Source organism: Ralstonia sp. NFACC01, assembly GCF_900115545.1.
Classification (GTDB): Bacteria; Pseudomonadota; Gammaproteobacteria; order Burkholderiales; family Burkholderiaceae; genus Ralstonia; species Ralstonia mojiangensis.
Genome location: NZ_FOWV01000009.1, coordinates 52,629 through 70,397, shown reverse-complemented (window position 1 = coordinate 70,397; position 17,769 = coordinate 52,629). Strand labels below are relative to the sequence as shown.

15 protein-coding genes are annotated in these 17,769 nt (G+C 64.5%); 8 read left to right on the top strand and 7 right to left on the bottom strand.

The genetic code is table 11. The features are described 5' to 3' along the window. The first annotated feature begins 22 nt into the window (after window positions 1-22). Window positions 23-298: a hypothetical protein gene (locus BM136_RS20995; protein WP_092975271.1), complete on the top strand. Its 276-nt coding sequence runs from the start codon at window positions 23-25 to the stop codon at window positions 296-298. Between the two features lie 49 nt (window positions 299-347). Here the strand turns inward: BM136_RS20995 and fliD are convergent, their stop codons facing one another. The 5 genes from fliD to BM136_RS20965 form a co-directional block, all read right to left on the bottom strand. Next, on the bottom strand, window positions 348-2,384 hold the full coding sequence (gene fliD, locus BM136_RS20990; RefSeq protein ID WP_092975268.1) for a flagellar filament capping protein FliD: 2,037 nt from the start codon (window positions 2,382-2,384) through the stop codon (window positions 348-350). A 194-nt stretch (window positions 2,385-2,578) separates the two neighbouring features. Next, entirely contained in the window at window positions 2,579-8,428 is a 5,850-nt protein-coding gene (uvrA, locus tag BM136_RS20985) for an excinuclease ABC subunit UvrA (protein ID WP_092975265.1), read from the bottom strand. Between the two features lie 245 nt (window positions 8,429-8,673). After that, window positions 8,674-9,567, bottom strand: a complete 894-nt coding sequence (locus BM136_RS20980) for a class II glutamine amidotransferase (RefSeq protein ID WP_092975262.1) — start codon at window positions 9,565-9,567, stop codon at window positions 8,674-8,676. A 557-nt stretch (window positions 9,568-10,124) separates the two neighbouring features. Then, window positions 10,125-10,580, bottom strand: a complete 456-nt coding sequence (locus BM136_RS20970) for a universal stress protein (RefSeq protein WP_092975577.1) — start codon at window positions 10,578-10,580, stop codon at window positions 10,125-10,127. An 80-nt stretch (window positions 10,581-10,660) separates the two neighbouring features. Continuing rightward, window positions 10,661-11,671 carry a zinc-dependent alcohol dehydrogenase family protein gene (locus BM136_RS20965; protein ID WP_092975256.1) on the bottom strand — a complete coding sequence of 337 codons (1,011 nt, stop codon included), beginning with the start codon at window positions 11,669-11,671 and terminating at the stop codon, window positions 10,661-10,663. A gap of 152 nt (window positions 11,672-11,823) precedes the next feature. Between BM136_RS20965 and BM136_RS20960 the strand changes: the two genes are divergently transcribed. Then, the gene (locus BM136_RS20960) at window positions 11,824-13,050 is read left to right on the top strand and encodes an MgtC/SapB family protein (protein WP_092975253.1); all 1,227 of its coding nucleotides are present in this window, start codon (window positions 11,824-11,826) and stop codon (window positions 13,048-13,050) included. Here BM136_RS20960 and BM136_RS20955 read toward each other — a convergent pair whose 3' ends face one another. Then, window positions 13,051-13,233: a YgaP family membrane protein gene (locus BM136_RS20955; RefSeq protein ID WP_092975251.1), complete on the bottom strand. Its 183-nt coding sequence runs from the start codon at window positions 13,231-13,233 to the stop codon at window positions 13,051-13,053. 32 nt (window positions 13,234-13,265) lie between these two features. After that, on the bottom strand, window positions 13,266-13,733 hold the full coding sequence (locus tag BM136_RS20950; RefSeq protein WP_092975248.1) for a CBS domain-containing protein: 468 nt from the start codon (window positions 13,731-13,733) through the stop codon (window positions 13,266-13,268). Between the two features lie 292 nt (window positions 13,734-14,025). On the opposite strand from BM136_RS20950, the gene BM136_RS20945 reads away from it, so the two are divergent. From BM136_RS20945 to BM136_RS20920, 6 genes are read left to right on the top strand one after another with little or no spacing between them, the layout of a single operon-like run. Further along, a complete protein-coding gene (locus BM136_RS20945) occupies window positions 14,026-14,526 on the top strand; it encodes a universal stress protein (protein ID WP_092975246.1) in 501 nt (166 codons plus the stop codon). A gap of 40 nt (window positions 14,527-14,566) precedes the next feature. Then, window positions 14,567-15,406 (top strand): universal stress protein, encoded by an 840-nt coding sequence (locus BM136_RS20940; protein ID WP_092975243.1) that lies wholly within the window; start codon window positions 14,567-14,569, stop codon window positions 15,404-15,406. A 33-nt stretch (window positions 15,407-15,439) separates the two neighbouring features. Next, a complete protein-coding gene (locus BM136_RS20935) occupies window positions 15,440-16,093 on the top strand; it encodes a BON domain-containing protein (RefSeq protein ID WP_092975240.1) in 654 nt (217 codons plus the stop codon). A gap of 46 nt (window positions 16,094-16,139) precedes the next feature. Beyond that, window positions 16,140-16,670: a flavodoxin family protein gene (locus BM136_RS20930; RefSeq protein WP_092975237.1), complete on the top strand. Its 531-nt coding sequence runs from the start codon at window positions 16,140-16,142 to the stop codon at window positions 16,668-16,670. A 45-nt stretch (window positions 16,671-16,715) separates the two neighbouring features. After that, window positions 16,716-17,078, top strand: a complete 363-nt coding sequence (locus BM136_RS20925) for a TraR/DksA family transcriptional regulator (protein WP_092975234.1) — start codon at window positions 16,716-16,718, stop codon at window positions 17,076-17,078. A gap of 30 nt (window positions 17,079-17,108) precedes the next feature. Then, window positions 17,109-17,756, top strand: coding sequence for a BON domain-containing protein (locus BM136_RS20920; protein WP_092975231.1), 648 nt, complete (start codon window positions 17,109-17,111; stop codon window positions 17,754-17,756). The last annotated feature ends 13 nt before the right edge of the window (window positions 17,757-17,769 follow it).

Here is a 17,769-nt window from a genome sequence, read left to right as displayed (position 1 = left end):
CTAAGTCAGTCAGCTCTCTCATATGAACCTGCAATACAAACTCGCCGTAGCCCTCCTCACCACCGCCTGGATGAGCGCAGGCATCTGCGCCCAGCACACCTCCACCGTGCCGGCCTCAGGCAATGCCTCGCAAAGCGGAATCAAGAAAGCCGTGCACGCAAAGAAGCACGGTAAGCGAGCCAAGGTCGCCCGTGCGCGCAAGAACACGCCAGTCACCCGTGACGGCGACGCAGAAGTGCTCGCCCAGGTGCTGGGTTCGGATAACAAAAACCCATTGTGGGGAAAGCCGCAGCAGTAACCGGGCAAATGGCCGCAGCGGTTGTGCACTCAAGGTGCAGTCAGCGCGGTCAGCCCCCCGCCCGCTGCTTCTGCAATAGCGCCAACTGCGTCGTCAGGTAGTTGCTGGTGTTCGTCATGCTGGCTACCACCTTCGACAGCGCATTGAACTGCGCGTAATACAGCGCCTGCTTGGCATCGAGCTGCTTCTGCATCCGGTCGATCTGGGTGCCGAGCGAAGTGATCGAATTGTTGATGGCGTCGGTGGCGTTCTGCACCATGCCGTTGCTCGACAACAAGTTGCCCGATACGGTGTGCAGTTGCGCCGCGTAGCCGCGCTGCACGGTGACGGTGCCGCGGTCGCCCAGCGCACCGCCAGTGACTTGCACCGTCAGGCCATCCACAGCCGAGCCGCTGGCGCCGTACAGGTTCTGGCCCGAACCCGTGGCGGCAGCGCCGTTGATGGTGCCTTGCACATCGCGCCCGGCCGTGGCCGTCGGGCTGCCGCCGAGCAGCGACGCCGCGCCATTACCTGACACAGACACCGTCGATACCGATCCGTATTGCTTGTCGGTCAACGTCAGCACGCCGTTGGCATCGGCGCCGATGGCGACTTCCACCTTGGCTCGCTGCAAGTCAGGCGATGCGTTGATCTGACTTTGGATCTGCGCGGCCAGGCTCGACGGGGTGTAGCTGCCCGCGGGCACCTTGATGTTGGTCGTGATACCGCTGAGCGTGACCGACAGGCTATCGTTCGCGCCACTCTGGATGGTCGTGTTGGCTGCCGCCGAGCCTTTCAGCGAACCCTGCGTGGCCAGTTGCGTGACGTTGATGCCATAGCTGCCGGCCTGTGTGGCCGTCGAAAACGCCGAAACCTTCAGCAGTGAATCCGTCGCCGTGCCCGTGCCGGCAAACACGGCCGCCACCTGGCTGGGCGATTTCTTCAGGGCGGCGGTCAGCTTGGGGTCGTCAATCGACAGCGTCCCTTCCTTGTCCATCGTCACGCCGATGCTGCCCAGCGACTGGAACGCACCGTTGCCGATGCCCTGGCCCAGCACGTCGGTCAACTGGTTGATCATCATCTTGGTGCTGACGTCGCCGGCCAGCGCGCCGTTGTTGGCGGCGTTGGCGGTGTCGAACTTGGTCAGCGCGTTGAGCTGGATGCGCAACGCGTTGTACGCCTTCACAAAATTGAGCACCGACTGGCTGGCTTGGCCAGCGTCGCTGCCGACCGTGACGGTCGTGCTACCCGTCTTCGCCAGCGTGAACGAGGTGCCATCCACCACGTCCGTCAGCGTGTTGGTGGCGCTTTGCACGCTGATGCCGTTGACGGTGGCCATGGCGTTGCGGCCCGTAGCCACCTCGGTCATGTTCTGCGTGCCGGCCGGATCGTGGCTCAGCAGGGATTGCAGTGCGGGGTCGCCCGACACGGAAATCTTCATCTCCGAGTTGGCACCGCCTGCGGTGGACGTCAGCACCAGCCGATAGGGCGAATTGCTGCCGTCGTTGACGATGCTGGCCGAGACGCCCACGTTGGCGCTGTTGATGGCGTCGCGGATGCCGGCGAGCGTGTTGTTCGACGGGTCGATGGTGATCGAGCCGCCGGCCTGGTTGCCGTTTTGCGTGAAAGTGGCGCCGGTGTATTTGCCGTCGGCAAAGCTGCCGCCCGAGACGCTACCGAATGAAAAGGTGAGGGTGGTGGGCGTGCCGCCGCCAATGGGCGTCTTGCTGGATGCCTGCCCGTTGGCCGACAGCACCTGCGCCTGAGCAAGCTGCGTCACGTTGACTTGGTACGTGCCGGCGGGCGCCGTGTTGGACAGCGAAGCAGTGAGGATTGACGTGTCGTGCCCGCTGGCCTTGTTACCCGTGAACGTGTCCGGGTTGTTCAGGGCCGCCATCGCGGTCTGGAAGGTCGACAGCGCGCTTTTGAGGGAGCCGACCGCCGACAACTGCGTCTGAAACGCCTTTTGCTGCGTCTGCCGCAGCGTCATGCCCTTGCTCTCCGCCTGCATTAGCTTCGTAACAAGGTTGTTGACGTCGATATTCGTGCCGATGCCCGGAATGGAAATCGGCGGAATGTAGGTGTTGCTCGTGGACGAAGTGGCCATGGTCGGACGCGCGCAAACGCTTTCTTCACAATCTCCACAATGTGACGGCAGCGCAGCCCGGTTCTTTAGGGCAAACCCTGCTTGGGCAGGCTCTTTGTCCGGGTTTGCTCAGGAAAGCGAAAGGATTGCCGACGCCACACGACGCGACGGGCAGGGCCGACGGTCTCCACCAGGGTGAAGACCGCCGCGCCACGTCAGACCGTCGCGCCTTCCTTGCTCGGATCGACCTGCTTGCCGCGCGCTAGCACCGGGACCAATGCTGCGCCAGTGTGGCTGGCCGCCACCCGCGTCAACGCCTCCGGCCCGCAAGCCGCGACGATCGTGCCGCCCTCATCGCCGCCTTCCGGGCCGAGATCGAGGACCCAGTCCGCCTCGGCAATCACGTCGAGGTCGTGCTCGATCACGATTACGCTGTGCCCGCCGTCTGCCAAGCGATGCAGCACCCGGATCAGCTTGGCCACATCGGCCATGTGCAGGCCGACGGTCGGCTCGTCCAGCACGTACAGCGTATGGGGCGCCTTCTGGCCGCGTCGGGTCAGGTCATCGCGCACCTTGGACAATTCGGTGACGAGCTTGATGCGCTGCGCCTCGCCGCCGGACAGCGTGGGCGAAGGCTGGCCGAGCGTCAGGTAGCCGAGGCCAACGTCCTTCATCAACTGCAGCGGGTGGGCGATGCTGTTCATCGCGCCAAAGAACTCGACCGCTTCGTCGATTTCCATGGTGAGCACATCGCCGATGTTCTTGCCGCGCCACGTGACGGCAAGCGTCTCGGCGTTGAAGCGTTGGCCGTGGCAGACGTCGCAGCCGACCTTCACATCAGGCAGGAAGCTCATGGCGATGGTGCGCACGCCCTGGCCTTCGCAGGCGGGGCAGCGGCCGTCTCCGGTGTTGAAGGAGAAGCGCGAGGCGGTGTAGCCCCGTGCGCGCGCCTCCAGCGTGTCGGCAAAGAGTTTGCGGATGGTGTCCCACACGCCGATGTACGTCGCCGGGCACGAACGGGGTGTCTTGCCGATCGGCGTCTGGTCGACTTCCAGCACGCGGTCGATGGTTTCCCAGCCGGTGACGCTGTCGCAGCCGTGCCAGTCGTGTTTGACGTCGAGCTTGCGCGGCATCTTCGCCTCAGGCGTCTCAGCCTGCGCGGCCTTGCGTGCGCGCCGCGTGGCCGGCGAAGACAGCACCGAACGGCCGACCGCATCGAGCAGGTTCGTCATCAACACATCGCGCGCCAGCGTCGATTTGCCCGAGCCCGATACGCCCGTAATGGCCACCAGGCGCGACAGCGGCATCGTTGCGGTGACGTTGCGCAGGTTGTGCAGCTTGGCGCCGTGCACCGTCAACCATTGCTCGGGCACTGCCTGAGCGCCGATGCGTGGTGCGACCACCTGACGGCGCGGCTGCAGCGGATGCTCGATCGGCTGCGACAGGAACCGACCAGTGAGCGAATCCGGCTGGGCTGCCAGGTCCGCTACGCCGCCTTGAGCCACCAACGTGCCGCCGCGCTTGCCGGCGCCCGGGCCGATATCGATGATGTGATCGGCGCGACGGATCGTGTCTTCATCGTGCTCAACCACCACCAGCGTGTTGCCCTTGTCGCCCAGCTTGCGCAGCGCGTCGAGCAGGATCCGGTTGTCGCGCGGATGCAGGCCGATGGTCGGCTCATCCAGCACGTAGCAGACGCCTTGCAGGTTGCTGCCGAGTTGCGCAGCCAGCCGAATACGCTGTGCTTCACCGCCCGACAGGCTTGGCGCGGCGCGATCCAGGCTCAGGTAGCCCAAGCCGACTTCCTCCAGGAATGACAGGCGGCTGTGAATCTCGGCCACCACGTCGCGGGCGATGTCGGCGTCGCGACCGGTGAGGTCCAGGCCTTCGACCCAGCGGCGGGTCTGGCTGACCGTCCACTGCGCAATGTCGACGATGGGCTTGTCGGCAAACGTCACCGCGCGCGCCGTCGGGTTCAGGCGCGTGCCGTGGCAATCCGGGCAGGGCAGGTCGGTCATGCCTTCCGGATCGACTTCCTCCGACGGCAGCGTCTGCTCGCGGCCGCGATCGTCGCCGCCGAGCACGGTGTCGTCAAACGCGGCGCGCTGTTCGCGCGTGAGCGCCAATCCGGTACCGACGCAGCTCGCGCACCAGCCATGTTTGCTGTTGTACGAGAACATGCGCGGGTCCAGCTCGGGGTAGCTGGTGCCGCAGGTCGAGCACGCGCGCTTGGTCGAAAACACCTTCACGTTGCCGACGTGCGCCGTGCCGCCGTTGTGCATGGCGTGTTGCAGGCCATCCAGCGGCGCGAGCACGTGCATGATGCCCTTGCCGTACTCCAGCGCTTGTTCCAGAAGCGCACGCAGCGCCGCTTCGTTTTCCGGCGAGACAACGATGTCGCCCACGGGCAGTTCCAGCGTGTGCTCGCGGAATCGATCCAGGCGCGGCCACGGATCAACGCTCAGGAATTCGCCATCGACGCGCAGATGCGTATAGCCGCGCGCCTTGGCCCATTTGGCCAGGTCGGTATAGACGCCCTTGCGGTTCACGACCAGCGGCGCAAGCAGGCCGATGTGCTGGCCGCGATGGTCGCGCATGAGCTGGGCAAAGATCGCCTCCGGGCTTTGCGCTGATACCGGCGTGCCGTCATGGATGCAGTGCTGCACGCCCAGTTTCACATACAGCAGCCGCAGGAAGTGCCACACCTCGGACGTGGTCGCCACCGTGCTCTTGCGGCCGCCACGCGACAGGCGCTGCTCGATGGCCACCGTGGGCGGAATGCCGTAGACCGCATCGACCTCCGGACGCCCCGCCGGCTGCACGATGGAGCGTGCATAGGCATTGAGCGATTCAAGATAGCGGCGCTGCCCCTCGTGGAACAGGATGTCGAACGCCAGCGTCGACTTGCCCGAACCCGACACGCCCGTCACCACGTTGAACTTGCCGTGCGGAATATCGACGTTCAGGCCTTTCAGGTTGTGCTCGTGCGCGTGGACGATGCGCACGACGTTTTCGCCCTGGACTTCCGCAAGCGCAGCGCGCTTGGCGCGGCGCTCGGCCAGTGCCGTCTGCAGCGGTACGCCTTCGATGGCTTCCGGCTGGCCGACGCTGGCTTCGTATTGCTTGAGCGCGGCGCCGGTGTGCGATGCAGCACAGTCTTTGACCTGCGCAGGCGTGCCGGCGCAGACAAGCAGGCCGCCGGCATCGCCGCCTTCGGGGCCGAGATCGATGATCCAATCCGCCGCACGCACCACGTCGAGGTTGTGTTCGATCACGATCAGCGAATGCCCGGCGTCGAGCAGCTTGCCGAACGCGCGCATCAGCTTGGCGATGTCGTCAAAGTGCAACCCGGTGGTCGGCTCGTCGAACATGAACAGGCGGCCGGCGTTGGCGGGCACGTCCTGCTTCACGCGCTTGCGGGCGGCCGCCTGGGCGGCCTGTGCGGCTTCGGCCAGAAAGCCGGCCAGCTTCAGGCGTTGCGCCTCGCCGCCGGAGAGCGTCGGCACCGGCTGGCCAAGCTTCACATACTCCAGGCCCACGTCGACGATCGGTTGCAGCACGCGCAGTACTTCGGCGTCATCAGCGAACACGCTGGCGGCTTCGCTCACGGTCAGTTCCAGCACATCGGCCACCGACAATGCGCGGCCGGCACGCGGCAGCTTCACTTCCAGGATTTCGGCGCGATAGCGCGTGCCGTCGCAATCCGGGCAGCGCAGGTAGATGTCGGATAGGAACTGCATCTCGACGTGCTCGAAGCCCGAGCCGCCGCAGGTCGGGCAACGGCCGTCGCCCGAGTTGAAGCTGAACGTGCCGGCCGTGTAGCCGCGCTGCAGCGCCATCGGTGCCTTGGCGAACAGCTTGCGGATTTCATCGAACGCGCCAACGTAGCTGGCCGGGTTAGAACGCGCGGTCTTGCCGATCGGGGATTGGTCAACGAACACCACGTCGCTGATCTCATCCGCGCCGCGCAACGCGCGGAATGCGCCGGGCGATTCCGTCGCCTTGCCGAAGTGCCGCGCCAGCGCGGGGTGCAGCACGTCCTGGATCAACGTCGATTTTCCCGAGCCGGACACGCCGGTCACGCACACCAGGCGCTGCAGCGGAATCTCGACCGTGACATCGCGCAGGTTGTGTTCCGCTGCGCCTTCGAGCACCAGACGCGGCGTGGCATCGTTGACGGGACGCGCTTGCCAGTCGGTCGCATCGGCCACGCGGCGCTGGCCCGACAGATACGCGCCCGTGAGTGTGTCCGCGTGGCGGATGGCCGCCGGCGTGCCGTCGAAGACGATGTTGCCGCCGCGCTCGCCGGGGCCGGGGCCCATGTCGATCAGGCGGTCGGCGGCCAGCATCACCGAAGGATCGTGCTCGACGACCACCAGCGTGTTGCCCGCATCGCGCAGGCGTTGCATGGCTTGGACAATGCGATCCAGATCGCGCGGGTGCAGGCCGATGCTGGGTTCGTCCAGCACGAACAGCGTGTTGACGAGCGATGTGCCGAGCGCCGTCGTCAGGTTGATCCGCTGCACTTCACCGCCAGACAGCGTGCGGCTCTGGCGGTCGAGCGTCAGATAGCCGATGCCGACGTCGCACAGATACGCCAGGCGCGTGCGCACTTCGTCCAGCAGCAGCTTCAGTGCGTCGTCGAGCAGCGTGGTCGGCAGCGTCAGTTCATCGAAGAAACGACGGATGCGCTCGATCGGCAGCAGCATCAGGTCGTGCACGGTCAGCCCGGGCAAGGCTTCGAGCTGGGCGCGGCTCCAGGCCACGCCGCGCGGCATGAAGCGGTGTTCGGGTGCGAGCACGGCGTCGGCGTTTTCCTTGGTGCCGAGGCGCCATTGCATCGACTCGGTTTTCAATCGTGCACCGCCGCAGGTTTCGCAGGTCGTGTAGCTGCGGTACTTGGAGAGCAGCACGCGGATGTGCATCTTGTAGGCCTTCGACTCCAGGTAGTCGAAGAAGCGGCGCACGCCGTACCACTGCTTGTTCCAGCCGCCACGCTTGAAGGCCGGGTCGCCGTTGATGACCCAGTTGCGCTGGGCTTCGGTCATCTCTGCCCACGGCGTGCCGCGCGGGATGTCGGCTGCGGCGGCGTAGCGCATCAGGTCGTCCTGGCACTCCTTCCAGGCCGGCGTCTGCATCGGCTTGATGGCACCGTCGCGCAGCGTCTTGCGCTCGTCCGGAATCACCAGCCCCAGATCGACGCCGATGACGCGGCCGAAACCGCGGCAGGCATCGCACGCGCCGTAAGCGGAGTTGAACGAGAAGAGCGCGGGCTGCGGGTCGGCGTAGCGGAGGTCGCTTTCGGGGCAGTGCAGGCCGGTGGAAAAGCGCCAGATCGTGGGCTCCGCACCTTCATCGGCAGGAAGCACGTAGACGCTGACGCGCCCGCCGCCGCGCTTGAGCGACGACTCGATGGCCTCCAGGGCGCGGGCACGCTCGGTGCCCTGCAGGCGGAAGCGGTCGGCCACCACGTCGAGCAGCTTGCGCTTGCCCGTGGACGATTCGACCACGCGCTCGGCCTGCACGCGCGTATAGCCGCTGACCGACAGCCACTGCGTGACTTCTTCGGGGCTCGTATTGGCGGGCAGCTCGACGGGAAAGGTCACCACCAGGCGCGGATCGCCCTCGCGCGTACGCGAAAGCAGCTCGTCGTAAATGGTTTCCGGCGTGTCGTGGCGCACCGGCAGCGCGGTGTCGCGGTCGAACAGCTGTGCGGCGCGCGCAAACAGCAGCTTCAGGTGATCGTTCAGCTCCGTCATCGTGCCGACCGTCGAGCGCGAGCTTCGCACCGGGTTGGTCTGGTCGATGGCGATGGCGGGGGGCACGCCTTCAACGTGCTCGACCTGCGGCCGGTCCATGCGGTCCAGGAACTGGCGCGCATAGGCGCTGAAGGTCTCGACGTAGCGGCGCTGCCCCTCAGCGTAGAGCGTGTCGAAAACGAGGCTGGACTTGCCGGACCCCGATGGGCCGGTCACGACGGTCATTTCACCCGTACGCAGGTCCAGATCGAGGTTTTTGAGATTGTGCTGACGGGCTCCGCGCAGGCGAATGACACCGGAGGACATGGAGGGCGTTCCTTGGAGCTTGGAGGTAAGGGGGAATGCTGGCGCGGGTGAACCATTGGCAGCTGCGCCGGCAATCAGAATTCGAGCCATAAACTGTAGCGGATTATGAAGATCCGGTTCGGCTACGAAACATGTCGCGAGCGCGAGCGTAACGCAGGGCTCCTGACAACGTTTTGTCAGGAGGCTTCAGCGGAGGGGGCAAAAAGGAGTGGGGTGATGCCTATGTCACCCCAGCGGGAGCGCGATCAGCTTGCTTCGCGTCCGTAAGTGGCTTGGTTGGCGGGCAGGTCAAAACCCGTGGGGCCGGGCGTTCGTGGCACAAAACGGTGGTGCTCGACCATGCCGCCCTTGACGATCACGACAGTCTCTTCAGGGATCTCCGCCCAGGCGCCGGGCAGGTCGACAAGCGGCTCTGACAGCACAAGGAACGCCCCGTCCCCTGCGTCTTCAATTGCGGCGCTGTCAGGATAGAGCTGGTGCAGGTGCTTGAAAGATGTGCTGTGGAAGAGCGAGCGCGATTCGCCCTCGCTGGAATAGCGCGCTGCCACGATCTGGACGCCGTCCGTTGCACAGACCGTCATGTTCAGCGGGTATTCGACGCCGTGGCGGCGGCCGATGTCTTCGATCAGCCCGACCATCTGTTCGAGCGCGCCGCGCGGGTCGCGGTCAAGCCCGAACGAGAGCGCCAGGAAAAACATGATCTCGGAATCGGTCGAGCCTTCGATCCAGCGAAACAGCTCGGGCGCCACTTCCATCATCAGCGCGCGGCGGAGCAACGGATATTCGCGGATCAGCCCGTTGTGCGCAAAAAGCCACCGGCCGTAGCGGAACGGGTGGCAGTTCGTTTCCTGGGCGGGGGTGTCCGTTGCCGCGCGCACGTGGGCGATGAACATGGACGAGCGGATGGCGCGGGCGGCTTCACGCAGGTTGGTGTCGTTCCACGCGGGGTGCAGGCACCGGTATCGGAAAGGCACTTCAGAGTAGCGGCCGTACCAGCCGATGCCGAAACCGTCGCCGTTGGTGGTCGTCTCGCCGCCGAGGCGGGAGCGCAGGCTCTGGTCAATCAACGAGTGCCGCGGCCGGAACAGCACTGTCTCCATCTGAATGGGATTGCCTGAATACGCCAGCCAGCGACACATGATGCGTTTGCCTATAGGGATGCCTTGAAAGGTGAGTCTATGCAATGCGTTTGCGAATGCACAAGAAAATCCCGCCCCTCATCCGGCCAGGGTCTGGGCGGTTTTGCGGCCTTGACAGATGCGTCCGCCATCGTTTTTTTTGGGCGGCGGCTTGCACGATATTCAGCTCGCGAACGCGCATGAGCGCAGCGCACTGGGCATCTGCGAGGGTGGGGCGGACTGGCTGGGCGAGTGCCACCGGCATGTCGCAGAAGTGCTCGGTTGTGACCCAGACGTGCACGTTCAGCGCGGCAACACTGTCGTCAAAACGCATCACCATTGGCTCGCGTTCCGGGGCGGCAGCGTTTTGCACTGTCGCGGCTTGGTCCGGCGGGCGGAGGGCCGGTCCGGACGGGGAGGGGGGCAGAGAATTGAGTGCGCTTGAATGCACTAGCCGCCGCGCGACAGGCCCGGTTTCCAAAAAGACGTCGCCGCCCCTCAGGGGTCTCCAGGCGGGCGGCGTTAGGGTGTGCCCCTCTCGCAGGAGAGGATCGGTAGACCGTGCTGCTCGCTGCCCCTTACTCGTCGACCTCGCTACGCACCATCAGTACCGGCTTGTTGGTCTTGCGCACCACGCCCTCGGCCACGCTGCCGAGCACCAGATGCTTGAGCCCGCGCCGGCCATGCGTGCCGAGCACGATCAGGTCGGCTCCGGTCTCGTTGGCTTCCCCGACAATCGTTGCGGAAATTTGCCCCGGCGCAATGGAGTTTTCGAGCAATTTGGTCGAATGCTTGACGCCAGCCGCGTCCAGCTTCTTCGATACCTCGGCAAGGGTGTCACGGCCGTAGCCGACCACATGGTTGGCGTAGGCAATCGAGTCAACTCCAACCATGTCGAAGGTGATGTCGCTGCTATCGGCTACAAACAGAGCTTCGACTTCCGCGCCCGTCGCCTTGCTGACCACAATGGCCTGGTGCAGCGCAAGATAGGAGGCGTGGCTGCCGTCGACGGCGAGCAGGATTCGCTGATACATGATGGTCTCCAAGGCGTTGCGCAGTCGGGCACCGCGTGTAATCAGCGTAGACAGCATGGCGCCGAGGCTGTTGACGCGTGTCAAAGGTCTTCCGAAGACATCTGCAGGACGGCAGCGCCGGCCACCCGCCCGGCGCGGAGGTCGTCCAAGGCAGTGTTGGCGTCTTGCAATCGATAGGGCGTGACGTGGACCCGCAAGGGAATATTTGCCGCGATGTGCATGAGCGCGAGCCCATCCGCACGCGTGAGATTCGCGACGGAGACCAGCTTGCGTTCTTCCCATAGCAACCGGTACGGAAACGCGGGGATGTCGCTCATGTGAATGCCACCGCAGACCACCGAGCCGCCCTTGACCACGGCCTGCAGCGCCTGCGGCACGAGCGTGCCGATGGGCGCGAAGATCAACGCGGCGTCAAGCGGCTCCGGTGCGGGGCCGTCGCTGGCGCCTGCCCACTTGGCGCCGGTGTCCAGCGCAAGTTGTTGCGCCGCGGTGTCGTCGGCCCGGGTGAAGGCAAAGACTTCGCGCTGCTCTGCCACGGCAATCTGCGTGATGAGGTGGGCCGCAGCGCCAAAGCCGTAGATGCCGATGCGGCGTGCATCGCCCGCCATGCGCAGCGTGCGGTAGCCAATGAGGCCGGCACAGAGCAGCGGCGCCGCGTGTGCATCGTCGTATCGCTCGGGAATCGGCAGGCAGTATCGCGCGTCGCAGACGACGTATTGCGCATACCCGCCATCGCGCGTGTATCCGGTGAAGGCGGGGTGGTCGCACAGGTTTTCGCGCCCGCGCAGGCAATACGGGCAGACGCCGCATGTCCAACCGAGCCACGGCACGCCAACGCGCTCGCCTCGGGCGGGCGTTATCACACCTTCGCCGCATGACTCGACGATGCCTACGATTTCGTGACCGGGAATGAGGGATGGTTTCGGGGCGGTCAGCTCGCCGTCCACGATATGGAGGTCGGTACGGCAGACGCCACACACGGACACCGCGATCCGAACCTCGCCCGGCCCAGGCGTGGGCATGGGCACTTCACGCCAGATCAATGGCTTTCGGGCGCCTTCCATCACCATGGCCTGCATCGATTCAGACATCGCTGCCTCCGTAGCGCGTGTCTGGCTAGTATGGATCAGCCCCGCGGAACCACGTCCCGGCAGTCGACCATCGACTGCGCCAGATCAATCGAAAAGCGTTGCCGCGCACAATACTGAACGGGTGCAATGCAACGGCTATCCATATCCACCGAATGTCTTCACTACTGTCCTTCTCGGTTGCCTTGGGCGTGGGCCTGGCGATCGGCCTTGAGCGCGAGCGTAGCCACACCGGCAGCGCAGAACTGCCCGCGGGCATGCGAACGTTTGCGATCGGGGCGCTGGCTGGTGCCATTGCGGCAAGCCTACCGATACCGCTTGCCGTGCCTACCGTGTTGCTGGCGGTCGCGGTGTTGGCGGCGCTGGGTTATCACCATTCGGCCAATGTCGATCCCGGCGTGACGACGGAACTCGCATTGCTGGCCACCACGCTGCTAGGCGCCTATGCCGTGAGCGAGCCCGAAATGACGGCTGGCCTCGGCACGGTACTTCTTGTCCTGCTCTATGCCAAAGCGGGTTTGCATCGGTTTGCCCGCACGGTCATCACCCAGCGTGAACTCGCCGATCTGCTGATCCTTGCCGTCGCAGCATTGCTGATCTGGCCCGCGGTTCCCGACCGGGACATGGGGCCGCTGAACGCCTGGAACCCGCATACGCTGTGGCTGGTTGTGCTTCTTGTCATGCTGACCGGCAACATGGGCCATTTTGCGGCGCGATGGTTTGGAGAGCGCATCGGCTTGCCGCTGGCCGGCCTGTTTAGCGGATTTGCATCAAGTGTGGCAACGATCACGGTGATGGCAGCGCGGGTCCGGAAGGGCCATCGGCCCGTTGACGGTGCGGTTGCCGCAGCGCTGCTGTCCAATGTCGCCACGCTGGTGCAGATGCTGCTGCTGATTGCAGCCATCAACATCGACTTGTTGCGCGTGCTGGCAGCCCCGCTGGCGGTGGGCATGATGGCGACCGCGGCATGGTCGGCTCTCTGGATATGGCGCGCCAGCGAGCCGCATCAGGAGGCGCCTGAGAGTTCAACGTCATCCGTCAACTGGCGCGTGGCGATCGGTTTTGCGCTGTGGACTGCAGCCTTGCTGCTTGCCGCCGCCGCTGCGCGCACATGGTTCGGAACCGCAGCGGTGGTGGCTGTCACCGTGGTTGGTGCGTTTGCCGATGTGCATGCCGCAACCGCCTCCATTGCAACGCAAGTTGCCGGTCACACGCTGCAAACCTCGACGGCAGGCATGCTGGTGATGCTTGCGCTGACAGCCAATACGTTTTCGAAGGTTGTCGTGGCCATCAGCGGAGGCCGCGTTTTTGCCGGCAAGGTCACCGCCGGTCTGCTGACCATGCTTCTGTCCGGCTGGGCGGTGTTCTGGCTTGTCGCCTAGTCAGTCCCGCCCAATGCCCAGCACCCAATAGAGCGGGCACATGCGGATCAGGCCCGTCACCAGAGGTATCAGCCCCAACCAGCCCACCCACGCCGGCACCTTGCCAAAGAACGCCAGCAAGATCATGGCGATGCCGATCAAGATGCGGACGGCGCGGTCCGCGGTTCCAACATTGGTAAACATGGCTGGGCTCCTGAAGAACGGTGGGTAAAGACTTAGAGAATCAAATCGCACGGCTCATGCTGGCGAGACCCGGTAGCGTTGTCGCGGCCGAGAATGCCGGCCAGCAAGGTCCATTCGCCGCCGATGGCGCGGATGGTGTCGTCCAGGCTGAGCATGCCCACCAGCCGTTGTTGACGATCGACCACGGCCAGACGGTGCAGGCCGTGGCTCAGCATCGAGCGCAAGGCTTCACTGATCACCGCGTCATCGTGGATGGTCAGAAGGCCGCGCGTCATGACCTCCGATACGGCGATCTGGGTGCAGTCGCCGTGGCTGGCAATGCCGTGCACCACCATGTCCCGGTCTGTCACGATGCCCACCACGCGCGAACCCCCAGCGGTGTGTTCCGTGACAAGCAACGCGCGGGCGCTTTCGTCCCGCATCAACCGGGCGGCTTGCTGCAGCGTCGCCGTTGCCTGAACGTGGACGATGCGGTGTGAGCAAATCTCGTCGACCCTCATGCTGAACTCCGATGCGCGTACGTTTTCACTTTCACTATAAGAATGGGCCGGTGTCAGAAGTTGATCCCGCACAAAGTGCCGTGAGCTTTTCCAGACTGCACTAGAGGGGCAGCCGATTGCGGATGAGTCTATCGAGCGTGGGGCGCAAGCCCTTGAGGCAGATCAAGTGGCATCGCCCAGGCATCCGGTGCGCCAAACGCTGATGTAAATCAAGGGGTGATCCGCATGGTGGTCCAACATGGAATCCAGCAACCCCGTTCGGGGCGGACGACGGATTCGATGGAGGCACATCATGTACGACAGGATTCTGGTAGCGGTGGACGGCAGTCCGACAGCAGATCGCGCGCTGGACGAGGCAATCCAGCTTGCGCAAAAGCTTGGCTCTGAGCTGGTCATCGCCCATGTGATCGACAACTCGTATCTGATGTACGACGTTGGCTATATCGATGTCGGCGCCTTTACCGAGGCCTTGGTCAAACAAGGCAATCAAATCGTTGCCGACGCGCGTGCCAAGGCCGAAAAGGCCGGCGTGCACGTTCACAGCGTGGTGGTTGACGACCCCATCGGAACCTTCGATATCGGTACTGCCATTGAACAGGCGGCCCAAAACGTCGGCGCGCAAGTCCTGGTGCTTGGCACGCACGGGCGTCGCGGCTTCCGGCGTCTGTTCCTGGGTAGCGTGGCCGAGAGCGTTGTACGGCTGAGCACACTGCCGGTGCTGCTCGTGCACGCGTTGCCGACGGAAACGCCGCACACGGCCACGGAACCGCTGAGCAATGCCGTCATTGCCTAACCGGGCAGTTCATCTTCTGACACGACATCAGGATCTGACCATGAGCTACGCCAGTGTGATGGTGCATCTGGACCGCAGCGAACGCGCCATGCACCGCCTCAACCTTGCGGCGCAGTACGCACAGGCGCACGGCGCCAAACTCGTCGGCATCTATGCGAGCTTTGCGCCGAGCCTCAGCTGGTTCTACATGATGGAGAACGCTGCACGGTATCTGGAGGAAGACCGCATCCGCCGCGACGGCATCCGCGATGCCGTACACGCGCGCTTTCGCCAGGCGACGGAAAGCCTTGGGGTGGAAACGGAGTGGCGTGCAGTGGAAGGCGACCCCGTGGCACTCGTGCTGCGTGAAGCGCGGGAGACGGATCTTCTCGTCGTTGGTCAACGGAACCACGATGACCCGGACGAATTTATCGCTGGCGACTTTGTGGAAACCCTGATCCTGGAGTCCGGCCGCCCCGTGTTGGTAGTGCCGTACACCGGCAACTTTACGGCGCTGCCCAAGCGTGTGCTCGTCGCCTGGAGCGGCGGCCGCGAAGCGGCCCGTGCGCTGCACGACGCCATGCCAATGATGGCGGGCGCAAATGTGCACGTGCTGCAGATCACCAGCAAGCAGCCCAAGCACTGGGCCGAAGAAACCACGGTGGGTCAGGTGGCGCGTGCGCTGAACGCGCGCGGCATTCATACAACGGTGGAAGAGGCCGACTGTGCAGATTCCGACACCGCCGTGGGTGAGCTGTTGCTCTCGCGTGCGGCCGACTTCAATGCTGATCTGATCGTGATGGGTGCCTACGGGCACAGCCGCCTGCGCGAACTTGTGCTGGGCGGGGTGACGCGCACCCTGCTGAAGACGATGACCGTGCCGGCGCTGATGTCGCACTGAGCCTCGACTCCAATTGAACCCGACGAGATCACCATGAAGAACGATATCCAGCTCAAGCACGATGTCGAAGAGGAACTGCAATGGGACCCGGCGGTGGATGCCAGCCGCTTTGCAGTGCAGGCTAAGGACGGCGTCGTCACGCTCTCCGGCGGCGTCGACACATTCGCCGACAAGCATGCCGCTGAGGAAGCGATCCGGCGCGTTGCCGGCGTGACCGCGCTTGTCATCCATGTGGATGTACGGATGCCGCCAGACATGGCGCGCCCGGATGACGAGATTGCGCAGGCGATCAGCAGTGCGCTGCATTGGAATGCGTCGGTGCCGCCGGATGCTGTCCAGATCACTGTCGAAGACGGCGCGGTGACGCTGCGCGGTGAAGTCGAACAGGACTTCCAGCGCCGCGCAGCACTGGACACGGTGCACAGGGTGCACGGCGTGAAGTCCGTGGCCAATGGGCTGACATTGCGTGCCGCCGCCGGCCCGGCGGACCTGAGCGATCGCATTGCAAAGGCACTGCAACGCCTGGCAGCGGTCGACGCCTCGCGCCTGAGTGTTTCCGTGGCAGACGGCACGGTGACCTTGTGCGGGCCGCTGCGCAACCTCAACGAGTGCCGAGCGGCCCGCGAGGCCGCATGGGATGCGCCAGGCGTGCGTTCTGTCGTCGATCAGATGTGGGTTGGCTCCTAAAAGCAATTTCCCCGTTCCACTGCTTTCGAAATCCCTGGAGTACGAGATGGAAAAGAAGCTGATCGTGTACTACTCGCGCACCGGCACGGCACGTCAGGTGGCCGAGCAGATGGCCGCGCAGAGCGGATGGCAGCTTGCCGAGGTGACGGACGAGCATCCGCGCGCCGGCTTCCTGGGAGATGCGCGCTGTGTCATCGAAACGGTATTCCATGCGCGCGCCAAGTATCGCTATGAAGGTCCGCCCCTTGATGAAATCGAACACGTCATCGTGATCGCACCCATCTGGATGGGCCACCTGGCTTCGCCCATGCGGGACTTCCTGGCTGACCAATTGCTGGGGTCCACGCACCTTTCCGTCATTTGCGTCATGGCGGCGCGCGGGGCATTCCGTGCGGTAGAAGAAATCATGCGCATCACCGCGACCATTCCTGCACCTGTGCTGGCGTTGTTCCAGCGCGATGTGCTCAGCGGGTTGTCGCAGGAGGAGATGGCGGGCTTTATCGATCAGGTGAAGACCGCTGGCCGGTGGGAGCAATCGCGGCAGCGCGCGGCTTGGCTGTCGCCCACGGAAGCCTAACGCCGACACGCCGCGCGACGCTGATTCAACAGAAGGAGACTGGGCATGACCCGCTTTACCGAGGCGCAATGGAAACGGCTGAGGAGCTTGCTCGACGAACAGGAAGCACGCGTGCAGCGCCAGTTGTCTGCGCTGGGCGCATCGGCTGAGCCGGTGCCGCGTGAAGCGCCGTTCGAAAACGCAGAGCTTGCCGATGAAGAGGCCGGCGACCAAACGAACGACGTCATGCTCGCCCGTTACCGAAGCGAGCTTGAGCAACTGAACGCTGCACGCGAGCGTATGGAGCAGCGCAGCTACGGTATCTGCGTCGATTGCGGCGAAGCGATTCCGTTTTTACGCCTGCAAGCCCAGCCGACTGCCATGCGCTGTCTGCCTTGCCAAACAGCGCTCGAGCGCCGCCGGGCATAGCGAGGCGACTCTATCTAGCAGGAGCGAGTTATGAAAAGCGATCTGGGTATCAAGCAGGACGTCAACGACGAACTGCTTTGGGAACCTGCGGTGGATGCCGCAGCGATTGGTGTGGAAGTGGACAACGGCGTGGTGACGCTGACCGGCCACGTGCGCAGCTACATGGAGAAGGTCGCTGCCGAGCATGCGGCTGAGCGTGTTGCCGGCGTGCGCGGGGTCGTGCAGAAGATCGAAGTCCGCCTGCCGGGAGCACACACGGACGAGGATGTCGCTCAAGCCGCCCGTGCCGCACTTGAATGGCAGGTCAGCTTGCCGTCCAACCGCATCGAGGTGCTGGTCGAAAACGGTTGGGTGACGCTCTCGGGTGAGGTGGACTGGCCATACCAGAGCGAGCAGGCGGCGCATGCGGTGGGATCGTTGCGCGGTGTAGCGGGGCTGATCAACCGGCTGCGAATCAAAGCACGCGTGGCGCCAGCCAATGTTGCCGAGCAGATCGGTGCGGCGCTCAAGCGGCATGCCGCGCGTGAGGCCGACCACATCCAGGTCTCCGTTCATGGCGGGACGGTGACGCTCAGTGGCCACATTGGTTCGGCATCGGAGCGGCGCGCGGCCAAGGGCGCGGCATGGTCCGCACCTGGCGTGACGGAAGTCATCGATCATCTCCAGATCACGCCGTAAGGTTGGAAATAAT